The following is a 13,775-nucleotide window of genomic DNA, read 5'->3' on the forward strand; positions in this document are numbered from 1 at the left end:
TCACCGCGCGGATTCGGCCGCGGCCCGCCGCGCCCCCGCCGGGTCCACCGCGAGCCCGCGCCGCGCGAGCACCGCGCCCAGCGCCGCCAGGCAGGCGTCCACGACCTTCGGCTCGGCGTCCGGTCCGTAGTGGTTGACGCGGATCATCTCCGCCGCGAGCGCGCCGCCGCCCGCGGCCAGCGGCAGCCCCGGCTCCTCGGCCAGCGCCTCGGCGACCACCTCGGCGGCGACGACCCCGGCGGGCGTGCGCAGCGTGGTGGCCACCGGCGCGGCCTCCGCCGCGTCGTGGACGTACGGCTCCAGGCCGCCGCCCAGCGCGAGCGCGCCCGCCCGCGTCGCCGCGGCGGCCGCCCGGTGCCGGGCGATCACGGTCTCCAGGCCCGCCGCCTCGATGCGCTCGACGCACTCCTCGAGCGCCAGCATCTCCAGCTGCGCCGGCGCGTGCAGCAGCGCCTTGCGGCCGCCGTCGATCCAGCGCTCCTTCCAGTCCAGCAGCGAGAGGTAGGAGCGGCGCGGCGCGCCGGGGTTGGCGGCCATCCGGGCCCAGGCCCGCTCGCTCACCGACACCGCCGAGACACCCGCCGGGCCGCCCATCGCCTTCTGCGCGCCGATGACGCACAGGTCCACGCCCCAGGCGTCCGGCAGCACCGGCTCGGCGCCCACCGAGGCGACGGCGTCCAGGTAGAACAGGGCGCCCTGCTCCCGTACCGCCTCGCCGATCTCCGCGACCGGGTTGGTGTTGCCGGTCGCGGCCTCCGCGTGCACCAGGGAGACGAAGTCGATCTCCGGGTGGTCCGCGAAGGCCTGCCGCACCGCGGCCGCCGTGACGGCCGTGTGGAAGGGCACTGCGAGGTCGATCACGGTGGCGCCGCAGTCCCGCAGCCAGTTGCCGAACGTCTGCCCGTAGGGGCCGGTGATCACGTTCAGCGCCGTGGTGCCGGGCCCGGCCGTCGCACGGATCGCGCCCTCCAGCGGCAGCAGCGCCTCGCCCTGCATGACCAGGACGTCCTGGCGGGTGTCGAGCAGCCGGGCCACCCGGTCCTCGATCGAGGCGAAGCGCGCGGCGCTCAGCGGGGGCAGGTCGAGGAGGGAATGCGTGGTCACGGCGGTGCTCTCTTCGCTCTCTTCGGTTCGTCGGCCCGAACGGCCGACGGATCGAGGGTAACCAAGGCGCTCCGGGGGCGACCGAGGCGCTCCGCCGCTCCGATCAGCGGCTTCTCGGGCCCGCCGCCGGGGCCCGCCCGGGGCGTGGGAGCCGGTCGGGCGGAGGAATCGCGCATAACGTGTATTCCGCGGAGAACCGTACGAATCCGCACGACCACGCTCACCGCTCTGGAGGTCCCCCGTGAACACGCTCCTCGGGTGCCGGGCCCGCGTCCTGGTCGCCACCGCCGCGTCGGCCGGCCTGCTGCTGGTGGCCGGCTGCTCGTCGAGCGGCAGCGGCAGCAGTTCGAAGACCGCCTCCGGCGGCGTCGAACTCGTCAAGGCCGGACAGCTCACGACCTGCACGCACCTGCCCTACCCGCCCTTCCAGTCCGAGATCGACGGCAAGGTGCAGGGCTTCGACGTCTCGCTGATCGACCTCGTCGCGAAGAACCTCGGCGTCAAGCAGCAGATCCTCGACACCCCGTTCGAGAACTTCAAGACCGGCGCCTTCCTCAACTCCGGCCAGTGCGACCTCGCCGCCGCGGGCATGACGATCACCGCCGAACGCAAGAAGCACGTCGACTTCTCCGACCCGTACTTCGACGCCACCCAGGGCGTCCTGGTCGCCAAGGACAGCGGGATCACCTCGCTCGCCGACGTCAAGGCGAAGGGCAAGAAGCTGGGCGCCCAGGCGCAGACCACCGGCGAGGACTACGCCCGCAGCAAGGGCTTCGACCCCGTCTCCTTCGCCTCCTCCGACGCCGTCCTCAACGGCCTGCGTACCGGCCAGGTCCAGGCCGTCATCATCGACTACCCGGTGGTCCAGGGCTGGCTGAAGGACAAGGCCAACGCGGACGCCTTCCAGGTCGTCGACAACATCAACACCGGTGAGCAGTACGGCTTCACGGTGAAGAAGGGCAACACCAAGCTGCTCGACGCCATCAACACGGCCCTGAAGGACGCGAAGGCCGACGGCACGTACAAGAAGATCTACGAGAAGTGGATCGGCCCGTACGACGCCTCCGCCGCCTCCCCGGCCGCCTCCGCCTCCCCGTCCCCGGCCTCCTCCTGAGCCATGGCCGACACCGACATGCCCGTCCAGCCCAGGAGAACCGGGCTGACGATCCGCCAACGGCGGCGGCTCTCCCGCGGGGCGCAGTACGTCGTCTTCGTCGCCGTGGTGGCCCTGGTCGCCGTCACGGCGGACTGGGGCCGGCTCCAGAACCAGTTCGCGCAGCCCGACATCGCCAGGCAGCTGTTCCCGGACATCATCACGGTGGCGCTGAAGAACACCGTGCTCTACACGCTGTCCGGGTTCGTCGTGGGCCTGGTCCTCGGCATGGTCGTCGCGCTGATGCGCCTGTCGTCGGTGGGGCCGTACCGCTGGCTCGCCAGTGTGTACATCGAGATCTTCCGCGGCCTGCCCGCGCTGCTGATCTTCATCTTCGTCGGCACCGGCGTGCCGCTGGCCTTCCCGAGCGTGCAGTACCCGGGCGGCATCTACGGCAAGGTCGCGGTCGCGCTCGGACTGGTCTCCGCCGCCTACATGGCCGAGACCATTCGCGCGGGCATCCAGGCCGTGCCCAAGGGGCAGACGGAAGCGGCCCGTTCGCTCGGCTTCTCGCCCGCGCGGACCATGGTCTCCATCGTCCTGCCGCAGGCGTTCCGGATCATCCTGCCGCCGCTGACCAACGAACTCGTCCTGCTCTTCAAGGACTCCTCGCTGGTGCTGTTCCTCGGCGTCACCCTGGAGCAGCGCGAACTGGCCAAGTTCGGCAACGACCTGGCCAGCACGACCGCCAACTCCACCCCGATCCTGGTAGCGGGCCTGTGCTACCTGCTGGTCACCATCCCGCTCAGCCTCGTCGTGCGCCGTATGGAGTCCAGGGCGAGGAGGGAGATCCGATGAGCCGCCCCGAGGTGCGCATCAAGGACCTGCACAAGTCCTTCGGCGACAACCACGTCCTGCGCGGCATCGACCTGGAGATCGCCCAGGGCGAGGTCGTCTGCGTGATCGGCCCCTCCGGCTCCGGCAAGTCGACGCTGCTGCGCTGCGTGAACCTGCTGGAGGAGCCGGGCGCCGGGAAGGTCTTCGTCGGCGGCTGCGAGGTCACCGACCCGGATGTCGACATCGACGCGGTGCGCCGCCGTATCGGCATGGTCTTCCAGCAGTTCAACCTGTTCCCGCACCTGTCGGTGACCGGGAACCTCACCCTGCCGCAGCGCCGGGTGCTGCGCCGCGGCAAGGCCGAGTCCGCGCGGATCGCCGCCGAGCACCTGGCGCGGGTGGGCCTGTCGGAGAAGGCCGACGCCTTCCCCGCCGCCCTCTCCGGCGGCCAGCAGCAGCGGGTGGCGATCGCCCGCGCGCTGGCGATGGGCCCGGAGGTGATGCTCTTCGACGAGCCGACCTCGGCGCTCGACCCGGAACTGGTCGGCGAGGTCCTGGCCGTGATGCGGATGCTCGCCGACGAGGGCATGACGATGATGGTCGTCACCCACGAGATGACGTTCGCGCGGGAGGTCGCCGACCGCGTGGTCTTCATGGACGGCGGGGTGATCGTCGAGGAGGGCAGGCCCGAGCAGGTGGTCACCGCCCCCCGCCACGAGCGCACCCGCCACTTCCTCTCCCGCCTCCTGGACCCCGCGATGGCGGAGGTGGAGCCGGAGCGGCCGCAGGGCGCCGGCGGCGACGGGCCGTCCCCGAAGCGGCCGCCGGACCCCGGGCTCCCCGACCGCTAGGGCCTGTCCGGGGGCTCTCCCCGCACGCCCTAAGGTGCGTTGCATGAGTGATCGAGCAGTGCTGCATGTGCGGGGCCGCATCCTCACCGGCCCCGACGACACCGAGGTCCGCGACGAGCTGTGGGTGGTCGGCGGACGTGTCTCCTACGACCGCCCCGCCGGCGCCCGTGACGTGCGCACCGTCGACGGCTGGGCGCTGCCCGGCCTGGTCGACGCGCACTGCCACGTCGGCCTCGGCGCGCACGGGCCGGTCGAGGACGACGTGGCCGAGAAGCAGGCGCTCACCGACCGCGACGCGGGCACCCTGCTGATCCGCGACGCCGGCTCGCCCGCCGACACCCGCTGGACCGACGCCCGCGAGGACCTGCCGAGGATCGTCCGGGCCGGCCGCCACATCGCCCGCACCCGCCGCTACATGCGCGGCTACGCGTGGGAGGTCGAGCCGGACGAACTCACCGCGTACGTCGCCCAGGAGGCCCGGCGCGGCGACGGCTGGGTGAAGCTGGTCGGCGACTGGATCGACCGCGAGCTGGGCGACCTCTCCGCGTGCTGGCCGCGTGAGGCGGCCGAGGCGGCGATCGCGGAGGCGCACCGCCTGGGCGCCCGGGTCACCGCGCACTGCTTCGCCGAGGACTCGCTGCGGGACCTGGTGGAGGCGGGCATCGACTGCGTCGAGCACGCGACCGGGCTGACCGACGACCTCGTCCCCCTGTTCGTGGAGCACGGCGTGGCCATCGTCCCGACCCTGGTCAACATCGCCACCTTCCCGGAGCTGGCCGCGGGCGGCGACGCCCGGTTCCCGCGCTGGTCGGCCCACATGCGGCGGCTGCACGAACGGCGCTACGACACCGTGCGCAACGCCTACGACGCCGGCATCCCCGTCTACGTCGGCACCGACGCGGGCGGCCATCTCCCGCACGGCCTGGTCGCGGGCGAGGTGCGGGAACTGGTGACGGCCGGCATCCCGCCGGTCCAGGCGCTCGCGGCGACCACCTGGGCCGCCCGGCGCTGGCTCGGCCGCCCCGGCCTGGAGGAGGGCGCCCCCGCCGACCTCGTCGTCTACGGCAGCGATCCGCGCGAGGACGTACGGGTGCTGGCGGCGCCGGAGCGGGTGGTGCTGAACGGACGCGTGGTGGCGTAGGGCCGTGGGGCACTCCTTCGGCGGAGCGCGCGACCCGGCACGCGCGCTCCGCGCGTCCGCCGGACGTGCGGTGCCGGGGTGGCGGCAGGGTCCCCGGTGCCACCGGAATCGATCACCTGTCGTACCGCGGCGACCAGGGAATCGAAAGGTCACCCACCATGATTCGAAAATGCCGCCGGAAAACCCACGAAGGGGTGAAGTGACGCTGGACAGCTGCCCGTTCACTCTCAGTGCGTAAATATTTCTGGGTCCCGAGCAGTTCCTACTGGGGGTCCCACACCTTGAACTCCACCCACTTCCACCCTGCCCGCCCCGCCCGTACGGCCCGTCCCGGCCGCCCCGGCGCGGCGAGCGCCCGCCGCCGTCTCGCGGTGCTCGCGGCGGCCACCGCGCTGACCGCCGGACCCACGGTCCTGGCGGGCGCGGGCGCCGCGCACGCGACCGACGGCGGCGGGCACGCGACCGCGGTGGTGCTGCGCACCGGCCTGGACGTGTCCCTGCTCAACAAGACGGTCGACGCGCCCCTCACGCTCTCCCTGAACGACGTCGAGGCCCCGCGCAGCGCCGACGAGACCGCGCTCACCGCCCGTCTCGACGGGGTCGACCACGGAAAGCCGTTCAGCGTGCTCCGCGCCGACGTGGCCTCCGCGAAGGCCACCGTCACGGACGACAGGGCCGAGGGAACGGTTCATCTCGCCCATGTCCGCGTCCATGTCCCCGGCCTGCCCCTGCTGTCCCTCATCGAGGTCGACGACGTCACCTCCAAGGCCACCTGCGAGGTGGGCGGTTCACCCGTCGCCGAGGCCGACCCGCTCGGCTCGGTGACCGTCCTCGGCAAGCGGGTCACGCTCACCGCGGGTGGCACGACCGACGTGAAGGTGCCCGGGGTCGGCGAGGTGCGGCTCGACCTCTCCCAGCGCAGCACGACATCCCGTACGGCCGCGGCCACCGCGCTCGAACTCAAGGTCTCCGTCAACCCGTTGAAGCTGAACGTCGCCGACGTCGAGGGCACGGTCACGCTCGCGAAGGCGACCTGCGAGACGCCGAAGGGCACGCAGCACGAGGCCGGGGCTCCCGAGCCCGCGACGAGCACCGACCCCTCGCCGAGCGCGGACCCGGCGGCCGACGTGAAGACGCAGGGCGCGCCCGCGAAGTCCGATCTCGCGGAGACGGGGGGCGGGTCGGCCACGCCGTATGTCGCGGGCGGGGCGCTGGCGCTGCTGCTCGCGGGGGGTGCAGGGGTGTTGCTGGCGCGGCGCCGGGGCTGACCTTTTCGCGGGGCTGACCTTCGCGGGGCCGGCCTGCTGCGGGGGTCGGTCCGTCGCGGGGGCCGGCCCCCGCCCCCGCACGCGGGTGGCGCCCGTCCCGGCTCCGGCCGGGGCGGCCGCCGCCGTGGCGGTTCGGCAGACACCGGGTGCGGGCCGGTGGGGGCCGGTCGCGCAGTTCCCCGCGCCCCTTGGGGGTGGCAGGGTTAGCCGGAGGACAGTGTCAAGGCCTGGTCCAGGGCCTGGAGGAAGGTGTTCACCGTCGTGCGGTCGCGGACCGCTACGCGTAGCCACTCCTCGCCGAGGCCCGGGAACGTGTCGCCGCGCCGGACCGCGAAGCCGAGGTCGCGCAGATGGCGCCGTACGGCCGCGCCCCGCTCCGTCGCCAGCAGCACGAAGGGGCCCGCCGCCGGACCCGCCACGCGCACCCCGTCGGCCGCGAACTCCACGAGCCCCGCGACCAGATGGGCCCGGTCCGCGGCCACCCGGTGCGCCGCGTGCGCCGCCTCCGCGAGGGCCCGCGGCTCCACACAGGCCTCTGCGGCCACCAGCGCCGGCGTGGACACCGGCCACAGCGGCTGCGCGCGCTCCAGGTCGGCGATCGTCTCCGGCGCGGCGAGCACATAGCCCACCCGCAGTCCGGCCAGCCCCCACGTCTTGGTCAGGCTGCGCAGCACCACCAGGCCCGGCACGTCGGTCCGCCCGGCGAGCGCCTCCCGCTCCCCGGGCACCGCGTCCATGAACGCCTCGTCGACGACCAGCGTCCGGCCGGGCCGGGCCAGCCGCGTGATCGTCGCGGCCGGATGCAGCACGGACGTGGGGTTCGTCGGGTTGCCGATCACCACCAGGTCCGCGTCCTCGGGCACCAGCGCCGGATCGAGCCGGAAGCCGTCGGCCTCGCGCAGCAGCACCCGGTCCACGCTGTGGCCGGCGTCCCGCAGTGCCGCCTCCGGCTCGGTGAACTGCGGGTGCACCACCACCGGGCGGCGCACCTTCAGCGCCCGCGCCAGCAGCACGAACGCCTCCGCCGCGCCCGCCGTCAGCAGCACCCGGTCCAGCGGCAGCCCGTGCCGCGCCGCCACCGCCGCCCGCGCGGACCGCCCGTCGGGATAGGCGGCGAGCCCGCCCAGCGAGCCCGCGATCCGCTCCCGCAGCCAGGCCGGCGGGGTGTCGGCGCGCACGTTCACGGCGAGGTCGACGAGGTCCGCGCCGTCGTCGCGGACCTCGGCGTCCCCGTGGTGCCGCAGATCGTGTCCGGCGACCGCGCCGCCCTGCCCAGCAGGCATCGAACCCTCCTCAGTGCGCATGGGAGTGACTGTGCCCACCGTGATGGTGGTGATGCCCGTGTCCCTCGCCGTCCTCGTCCGGGTGGAAGTGCGGCTGCTGGGGCAGGCCGACCTTGTCCTCGAAGCCCGGCATGGCGATCCGGTACACGCACGAGTCGCAGTTCATGCGCAGATCGCCGCGCACCGCCTCCGCGTACCGCTCCAGCACCAGATCCATCAACTCCGGCTCGGGGCCGATCACTTCGGCGGACCGCACCTCGGTCTCCGGATGCGCCGCCGCCCACTCCCCGGTCTGCCGCCGCACCCGCTCCGGCAGGACGCCCGTGAAGAGGAAGTACGGCAGCACCACGATCTTCCGCGCGCCCAGCAGGGCGCACCGGTCAAGACCGCTCGGCACGTCCGGGGCGGCCAGCGACACGAACGCCGTCTCCACGCCCGCGTAGCCCCGGCCCTCCCACAACAGCCGGGCCGCCTTGTGGACTTCGGCGTTGGCGTCGGGGTCCGTCGAACCGCGCCCGACCAACAGCACGGTCACCTCCGACCGGGCGGCCGGCGCTGCCTCGCCCGCGGTGAGCGCCTCGTCGACCCGCCGCTCCAGCACCGACAGCAGCGACGGGTGCGGGCCGAGCGGACGGCCGTAGGAGTAGGTGATGCCGGGATGCCGTTCCTTCTCGCGGACCAGCGCGGCCGGGATGTCGCCCTTGGCGTGCCCGGCGGACACCAGCATCAGCGGGACGGCCGCGAACCGGCGCACGCCGCGCTCGACCAGCTCGGTCACGGCCTCGCCCAGCGGCGGCGGCGACAGTTCGATGAAGCCTCCCGCGACGGGCAGTTCGGGACGGCGGCGGCCCAACTCCCGTACGAAGTCGCGGAATGCCTCGGCTCCGGCCTCGTCCCGGGTGCCGTGGCCGGCGACGAGCAGGGCGGGCGGTGGGGTGGTCACGATGTCTCCTCGGACGGAACGGGGTGATACAGCAGGGCGTTGAGCGCGGCCGCGGCGACCGCCGAGCCGCCCTTCTCGGACACGTTGCTCACGGCGGGCAGTCCGCTCTCCCGAAGGGCGGCCTTGGACTCGGCGGCCCCGACGAACCCGACGGGCAGGCCGATGACGAGCGCCGGGGAGGCGTCCAGCGTCAGCAGCTCCTCCAGGGCGGTCGGCGCGCAGCCGATCACCCACAGGGCGCCCGGGCCGACCTCCTCGAACGCGAGCCGGACCGCGTGCGCGGAGCGGGTGAGGCCGGGGCCCGACCGGGCGTCCGCGAGCCTGCACATCGCCGCGCGGCGGGTGATCCCGGCGGCCACCATCTCGACGTCGGCCACCACCGGCGCCCCGGCGTGCAGCGCGGCGTGCGCCCGCTCCAGGTCGCCCTCGTCCATCACGAGGTCGGCCGCGTAGTCGAGGTCGGCCGCGGAGTGGATGACGCGTTCGGTCACCGCCCGGGTCAGCGGCGGCAGGTGCGAGGTGTCCAGGCGCGCCCGCAGCCTGCGGAAGGACTCCTGCTCGATGGGGTGGACCACCCGGTTCACTGCGCCTCCTCCTGCTGCCAGCGGTAGCCGCGCGGGGTCACCATGCGCCCGGCGACCTGCCGGGTCGCGGTGTTGCCGACGGTCACGACCGTCATCATGTCGACGCTCGCGGGGTCGAGTCCGGCGAGCGTCGTCACCCGGCTCGACTCGTCGGGCCGCGACGCGTTGCGCACCACACCGACGGGCGTGGCCGGCTCCCGGTGCTCCGCGAGGATCGCGAGCGCCTTCGGCAGCTGCCAGTCCCGGCCCCGGGAACGCGGGTTGTAGAACGTCACCACGAGATCCGACTCGGCGGCCGCGCGCACCCGCCGCTCGATGACCTCCCACGGCGTGTGCAGGTCGGACAGGCTGATCGACACGTGGTCGTGGCCGAGCGGCGCGCCCAGGATCGCCCCGGCCGCGAGCGCCGCCGTCACGCCCGGCACCCCCACCACGTCGATGTCGTCGGACGCCTCGGCGAGCGCGGGGGAGGCCATGGCGTACACGCCCGCGTCCCCGCTCCCGATCAGCGCGACGGCGTGCCCGGCGCGCGCCTCGGCGACGGCCGTGCGGGCCCGCTCCTCCTCGGCGCCGAGACCCGACTCCAGCACCCGGGTGCCCGGCCGCAGCAGATCGCGGATCTGGTCGACGTACTGATCGAGCCCGACGAGCACCGAGGCACGCCGCAACTCCGCCTCCGCGCGCGGCGTCAGCAGGTCCCGGGCGCCGGGCCCGAGTCCCACCACCGCGAGCCGCCCGCGCCCCGGACGCCGTACGACCGCACAGGTCGCCATCGCCGGAGCCGCCGCCGACTTCCGCTTGGGGACGAGGAGTTCACCGCCGCGGGCCAGCGCGGCGGCCTCCGCGACGGACGGCGTGCCGACCGCGGCCAGCGGCGCGTCCGACGGATTCGGCACCTCGACCGCCGCCAACTCCCCGGCGGGGTAGGTCACCAGCGGCACCCCGAGCCGTTCGGCCGCCGCGACCAGACCGGGCTCCTCGGCCTTCGCGTCGACGGTGGCCAGCTCCGCGACCGACGCCGCCGACAGACCGGCCCCGGCGAGCGCCGAGCCGATCAGCTCGACCACCTCCTCGACCGGCGCGCCCTTGGACGCCCCGACCCCGACCACCAGCGTCGGCGGCCGCAGCAGCACCTCGCGCTCACCGGCCGCGACCGCCCGGTCCGTCACCCGGATCGTGTACGGCCCCTCGGCGGCCGTCGGCAGCGGCGGCAGCGGCCACGCCACCTCGGCGGCCAGCACCACCGGCTCTCCGTCGAGCAGCGCCCGGGACACGGCCGCGACCGCGCCCTCCACGGGCAGCCCGAGCGTGTCCAGGCCCGGCAGCCCGGCCGCGTCCGTCGCCGTCGTCACCACCGGCTCCGCGCCGAGCACCGAACCCACCTCGCGCGCCAGGGTGTTGGCGCCGCCGCCGTGCCCGCCGAGCAGCGACACCGCGAACCGGCCGCCCTCGTCCACGCACACCACGCCGGGGTCGGTCCGCTTGTCGCCGACGAGCGGCGCGAGCAGCCGTACCACCGCGCCGGTCGCGAGGAAGCACACGAGCTGGTCGCACTCCGCGAACGCCGCCCGCACCCCGTCCGCGACGGGGCCTTCGTACACGCGGGTCCGCTCCGGCCACGCCGCGGCCAGCCGGTCGCGGGCCGCCGCGCCCGCCGCGGTGGCGGAAATCAGGCCGATCACTGGGAAACTCCTTCGTCACGGGCTTGGGGCCGTACGCCCCACAGCAGGAAAACCGGGTTGGCGGCCGCGAGCCGGGTCACGTCGCCGGGCAGCGGCGCGAGCCGTGAGGACTGGAGCAGCACGCCGTCGCAGGACATCCCGGCCGCGGTCAGCGCCGCGCGCGCGGCCGGCACCCGGTCCAGGGCGGCGACGGCCACGACGACCGTGCGCCGGGCCCGCCGCGCGCACTCCGCGACCACCGCGGGCAGCTCGCGTCCGCCGCCGCCGACGAACACCGCGTCCGGATCGTCGAGCCCGGTCAGTGCCCCGGGGGCCGAGCCGTGCACCACATGGACGTCCACGCCGTGCGCGCGGGCGTTGGCGCGCACCCGCTCCACGCCGTCCGCGCTCCGCTCCACGGCCACCACCGCCGCACCGAGCCGCGCGCACTCCACGCCGACCGAGCCGGAGCCCGCGCCGACGTCCCACACCAGCTCGCCGAGGCGCGGCCCGAGCCGCGCGAGCGCCAGCGCCCGCACCTCGAACTTGGTGATCATCGAGTCCCGGTGCGCGAACGCGGCCTCCTCCAGCGCCCACCCGGCGTGCTCCGGCTCCCGGCCCGCGTGATCGGCGTCCGGCGACCGGCTCCCGGCGCAGGCCGTCTCCGGTTCGCCGCCCGCGATCGTCCGCGTCGGGGACGGCACCCGTGCCTCGTCCAGGCAGAGCACCACGCTCACCGCCGTACCCCAGTCGCGGGCCGCCGCCTCCGCGGGCGTCACCCGCTCCACCCGCTCACGCTCCGGATCACCGAGCGCGCTCGCCACCACCAGCACGCGGTCGGCGGCGGGTGCGTCCCCCGGCGCCCGGTCCGCGCCGGGCCGGGGCCCGGGCCCCCGGTCCCCGGCGAGCGCCGCACCCAGCTCCGCCGGACCCGCGCCCGGCCCGGTCAGCACGGCCACCTTCGGGCGCGCCCGGCACACGTTCACCGCCGTACGCAGGGATCTGCCGTGCGCGCTGACCACCACCGCGTCGTCCCAGGGCAGCCCCAGCCGGGCGAACGCCGTCGCCACCGACGACACCCCCGGCCGTACGTCCAGCGCCGACGGCCCGAACCGTTCCGCGAGCGCCCGCACGATCCCGAAGAACCCGGGGTCCCCGGACGCCAGCACCACGACCGGCAGATCCTTCTCCCGGTACCGGGCGACCGCGTCGAGCGCGGGCGCCAGCGGCCCGAGCACGATCCGCTCGGCCTCCGCGGGCAGCCGTACGGCGTCCAGATGACGGCGCCCGCCCACCACGAGCCGCGCCCCGGCGAGCGCCTCCGCCCGCGGCGGCGGCGCGCCGGTCCCCGTCCCGATCACCGTGATCACGTGCTCGCCCCCCGCTCCCGCAGCGCCTTGCGGGCCTCCGGGTCGGCCTTGCGGTACCCGTGGAAGTGCCCGGGGTGGTACAGGTGCGAGCGCGTGCCGGAGGCGCCGAGCGCCGGGCCGACCAGGAAGAGCGTGTGCTTCCAGAGCTTGTGCTCCTTGACGGTCTCCTCCAGCGTGCCGACCGTGCACGTCACGATCAGCTCCTCCGGCCAGGTCGCCTGATACGCGACGACCACCGGCGTGTCGGTCGGATAGCCGCCCTCCAGCAGCTCCCGCACCAGCTGACCGCTGCGCGCCGCCGACAGGAAGACCGCCATCGTGGTGCCGTGCCGGGCGAACTCGCGGACCTCCTCGCCGGGCGGCATCGGCGTCTTGCCGCCGCCGAGCCGGGTCAGCACCACCGACTGCGCGACCTCGGGGATGGTCAGCTCGCGTCGCGCGAGCGCCGCGACCGCCGAGAACGACGACACCCCGGGCACGATCTCGGTCGCGATGCCGATCTCCGCGCACCGGTCGAGCTGCTCCTGCGTGCCGCCCCACAGGGCCGGGTCGCCGGAGTGGATGCGCGCGACCTTCAGGCCCTCCGCGTGCGCCCGCCGGTAGACGTCCACGACGTCCTCCAGGGACATCGTCGCCGAGTCGAGCACGGTCGCGTCCTCGCGCGCGTGCCCGAGCACCTCCTCCTGCACCAGGCTCGCCGCCCAGATCACGACGTCGGCCTCCGCGATGGCCCGCGCGGCACGGAAGGTCAGCAGGTCGGCGGCGCCCGGACCGGCACCGACGAAGGTCACCTTGGCGCTGGGGGCTTCGGCCATGAGAATCTTGTCCTCCTACTACGAATGACTACGAGTGCTGCGGTCGCCGCCGTCCGACGTGCGCGAACGCGGATCGATCGGATAGCAAGAACACATGGCCGTCTTCGTCGCGCTGGGCGCGTTCCTGATGACGCTGGCGGGCGGCTGGACCGCGCAGCGCGTGACCGACCGCCGCCATCTGGTGCTCGGCCTCGCGGGCGGGCTGATGCTCGGTGTGGTCGGCCTGGACCTGCTCCCGGAGGCGCTGCGCGCGGCGGGCCGCGAGATCTTCGGCGTACCGGCGGCGCTGCTGCTGTTCGTCGCCGGGTTCCTGCTGGCGCACCTGGTGGAGCGGCTGCTGGCCGCCCGCCGCGCCGCGCACGGCGCCGACGAGCACGACCACCGGGCGCCCGAGGTGGGCCTGACCGCGGCCGCGGCGATGGTCGGCCACAGCGCCATGGACGGCGTCGCGATCGGCGCCGCGTTCCAGGTCGGCGGCGGCATGGCCCTCGCGGTCGCGCTCGCGGTGATCGCGCACGACTTCGCGGACGGCTTCAACACGTACACGATCACGAGCCTGTACGGGAACGCCCGCCGCAAAGCCGTGTTCATGCTGGTCGCGGACGCCGTCGCGCCGGTCGTCGGCGCGGCCTCCACGCTCTTCTTCACCATCCCGGAGGCGGCCCTCGGCGGCTATCTCGGCCTCTTCGGCGGCGTACTGCTCTACCTCGCCGCCGCCGAGATCCTGCCCGAGGCCCACCACGAGCACCCGGCCCGCTCCACCCTGCTGTGCACGGTCGCGGGCGCGGCCTTCATCTGGCTGGTGGTCGGCCTGGCGGGCTGAGC

At 74.7% G+C, this 13,775-nt stretch carries 13 protein-coding genes; 6 read left to right on the forward strand and 7 right to left on the reverse strand.

From position 1 onward, the window contains the following. Window positions 1-1,104, reverse strand: a complete 1,104-nt coding sequence (locus WN71_RS19725; RefSeq protein WP_071369863.1) for an aminotransferase class V-fold PLP-dependent enzyme — start codon at window positions 1,102-1,104, stop codon at window positions 1-3. Window positions 1,105-1,345: 241 nt separating this feature from the next. Between WN71_RS19725 and WN71_RS19730 the strand changes: the two genes are divergently transcribed. The 5 genes from WN71_RS19730 to WN71_RS19750 all read left to right on the forward strand — a co-directional run bounded on the left by WN71_RS19730 (window position 1,346) and on the right by WN71_RS19750 (window position 6,294). After that, window positions 1,346-2,218, forward strand: a complete 873-nt coding sequence (locus WN71_RS19730) for a transporter substrate-binding domain-containing protein (protein ID WP_046591728.1) — start codon at window positions 1,346-1,348, stop codon at window positions 2,216-2,218. Window positions 2,219-2,221: 3 nt separating this feature from the next. Then, window positions 2,222-3,055, forward strand: coding sequence for an amino acid ABC transporter permease (locus WN71_RS19735; RefSeq protein WP_046591727.1), 834 nt, complete (start codon window positions 2,222-2,224; stop codon window positions 3,053-3,055). Beyond that, a complete protein-coding gene (locus tag WN71_RS19740; RefSeq protein WP_046591726.1) occupies window positions 3,052-3,885 on the forward strand; it encodes an amino acid ABC transporter ATP-binding protein in 834 nt (277 codons plus the stop codon). Before WN71_RS19735 ends, WN71_RS19740 begins: the two co-directional genes overlap by 4 nt. A gap of 43 nt (window positions 3,886-3,928) precedes the next feature. Beyond that, complete coding sequence (locus tag WN71_RS19745; protein WP_046591725.1) at window positions 3,929-5,026, forward strand: amidohydrolase family protein; 1,098 nt, start codon at window positions 3,929-3,931, stop codon at window positions 5,024-5,026. A 371-nt stretch (window positions 5,027-5,397) separates the two neighbouring features. Further along, window positions 5,398-6,294, forward strand: coding sequence for an SCO1860 family LAETG-anchored protein (locus WN71_RS19750; RefSeq protein ID WP_046591724.1), 897 nt, complete (start codon window positions 5,398-5,400; stop codon window positions 6,292-6,294). A 203-nt stretch (window positions 6,295-6,497) separates the two neighbouring features. On the opposite strand, the gene cobC is transcribed toward WN71_RS19750, so the two are convergent. From cobC to cobM, 6 genes are read right to left on the reverse strand one after another with little or no spacing between them, the layout of a single operon-like run. Next, window positions 6,498-7,577, reverse strand: coding sequence for an Rv2231c family histidinol phosphate aminotransferase CobC (cobC, locus tag WN71_RS19755; RefSeq protein ID WP_107469696.1), 1,080 nt, complete (start codon window positions 7,575-7,577; stop codon window positions 6,498-6,500). A 10-nt stretch (window positions 7,578-7,587) separates the two neighbouring features. Continuing rightward, window positions 7,588-8,520: a sirohydrochlorin chelatase gene (locus WN71_RS19760; RefSeq protein ID WP_046591722.1), complete on the reverse strand. Its 933-nt coding sequence runs from the start codon at window positions 8,518-8,520 to the stop codon at window positions 7,588-7,590. After that, window positions 8,517-9,104 (reverse strand): precorrin-8X methylmutase, encoded by a 588-nt coding sequence (locus tag WN71_RS19765; RefSeq protein ID WP_046591721.1) that lies wholly within the window; start codon window positions 9,102-9,104, stop codon window positions 8,517-8,519. Before WN71_RS19765 ends, WN71_RS19760 begins: the two co-directional genes overlap by 4 nt. After that, entirely contained in the window at window positions 9,101-10,786 is a 1,686-nt protein-coding gene (cobJ, locus tag WN71_RS19770) for a precorrin-3B C(17)-methyltransferase (protein ID WP_046591720.1), read from the reverse strand. The genes WN71_RS19765 and cobJ overlap by 4 nt, the downstream gene beginning before the upstream one ends. Further along, the gene (locus tag WN71_RS19775) at window positions 10,783-12,135 is read right to left on the reverse strand and encodes a bifunctional cobalt-precorrin-7 (C(5))-methyltransferase/cobalt-precorrin-6B (C(15))-methyltransferase (RefSeq protein WP_046591719.1); all 1,353 of its coding nucleotides are present in this window, start codon (window positions 12,133-12,135) and stop codon (window positions 10,783-10,785) included. The genes cobJ and WN71_RS19775 overlap by 4 nt, the downstream gene beginning before the upstream one ends. Continuing rightward, window positions 12,132-12,950 (reverse strand): precorrin-4 C(11)-methyltransferase, encoded by an 819-nt coding sequence (gene cobM, locus WN71_RS19780; protein ID WP_046591718.1) that lies wholly within the window; start codon window positions 12,948-12,950, stop codon window positions 12,132-12,134. The genes WN71_RS19775 and cobM overlap by 4 nt, the downstream gene beginning before the upstream one ends. 94 nt (window positions 12,951-13,044) lie before the next feature. On the opposite strand from cobM, the gene WN71_RS19785 reads away from it, so the two are divergent. After that, window positions 13,045-13,773: a ZIP family metal transporter gene (locus WN71_RS19785; RefSeq protein WP_046591717.1), complete on the forward strand. Its 729-nt coding sequence runs from the start codon at window positions 13,045-13,047 to the stop codon at window positions 13,771-13,773. Window positions 13,774-13,775 lie beyond the last annotated feature (2 nt).

The sequence above is a fragment of the Streptomyces mangrovisoli genome (genome assembly GCF_000974985.2).
GTDB classification, from domain to species: domain Bacteria; phylum Actinomycetota; class Actinomycetes; order Streptomycetales; family Streptomycetaceae; genus Streptomyces; species Streptomyces mangrovisoli.

Bases quoted from the DNA above. Each gene is read 5' to 3' on its own strand.
- cobC (WP_107469696.1), bottom strand. From the start codon at position 7,577: ATGCCTGCTGGGCAGGGCGGCGCGGTCGCCGGACACGATCTGCGGCAC.
- cobM (WP_046591718.1), bottom strand. From the start codon at position 12,950: ATGGCCGAAGCCCCCAGCGCCAAGGTGACCTTCGTCGGTGCCGGTCCG.
- WN71_RS19745 (WP_046591725.1), top strand. From the start codon at position 3,929: ATGAGTGATCGAGCAGTGCTGCATGTGCGGGGCCGCATCCTCACCGGC.
- WN71_RS19735 (WP_046591727.1), top strand. From the start codon at position 2,222: ATGGCCGACACCGACATGCCCGTCCAGCCCAGGAGAACCGGGCTGACG.
- WN71_RS19740 (WP_046591726.1), top strand. From the start codon at position 3,052: ATGAGCCGCCCCGAGGTGCGCATCAAGGACCTGCACAAGTCCTTCGGC.
- WN71_RS19785 (WP_046591717.1), top strand. From the start codon at position 13,045: ATGGCCGTCTTCGTCGCGCTGGGCGCGTTCCTGATGACGCTGGCGGGC.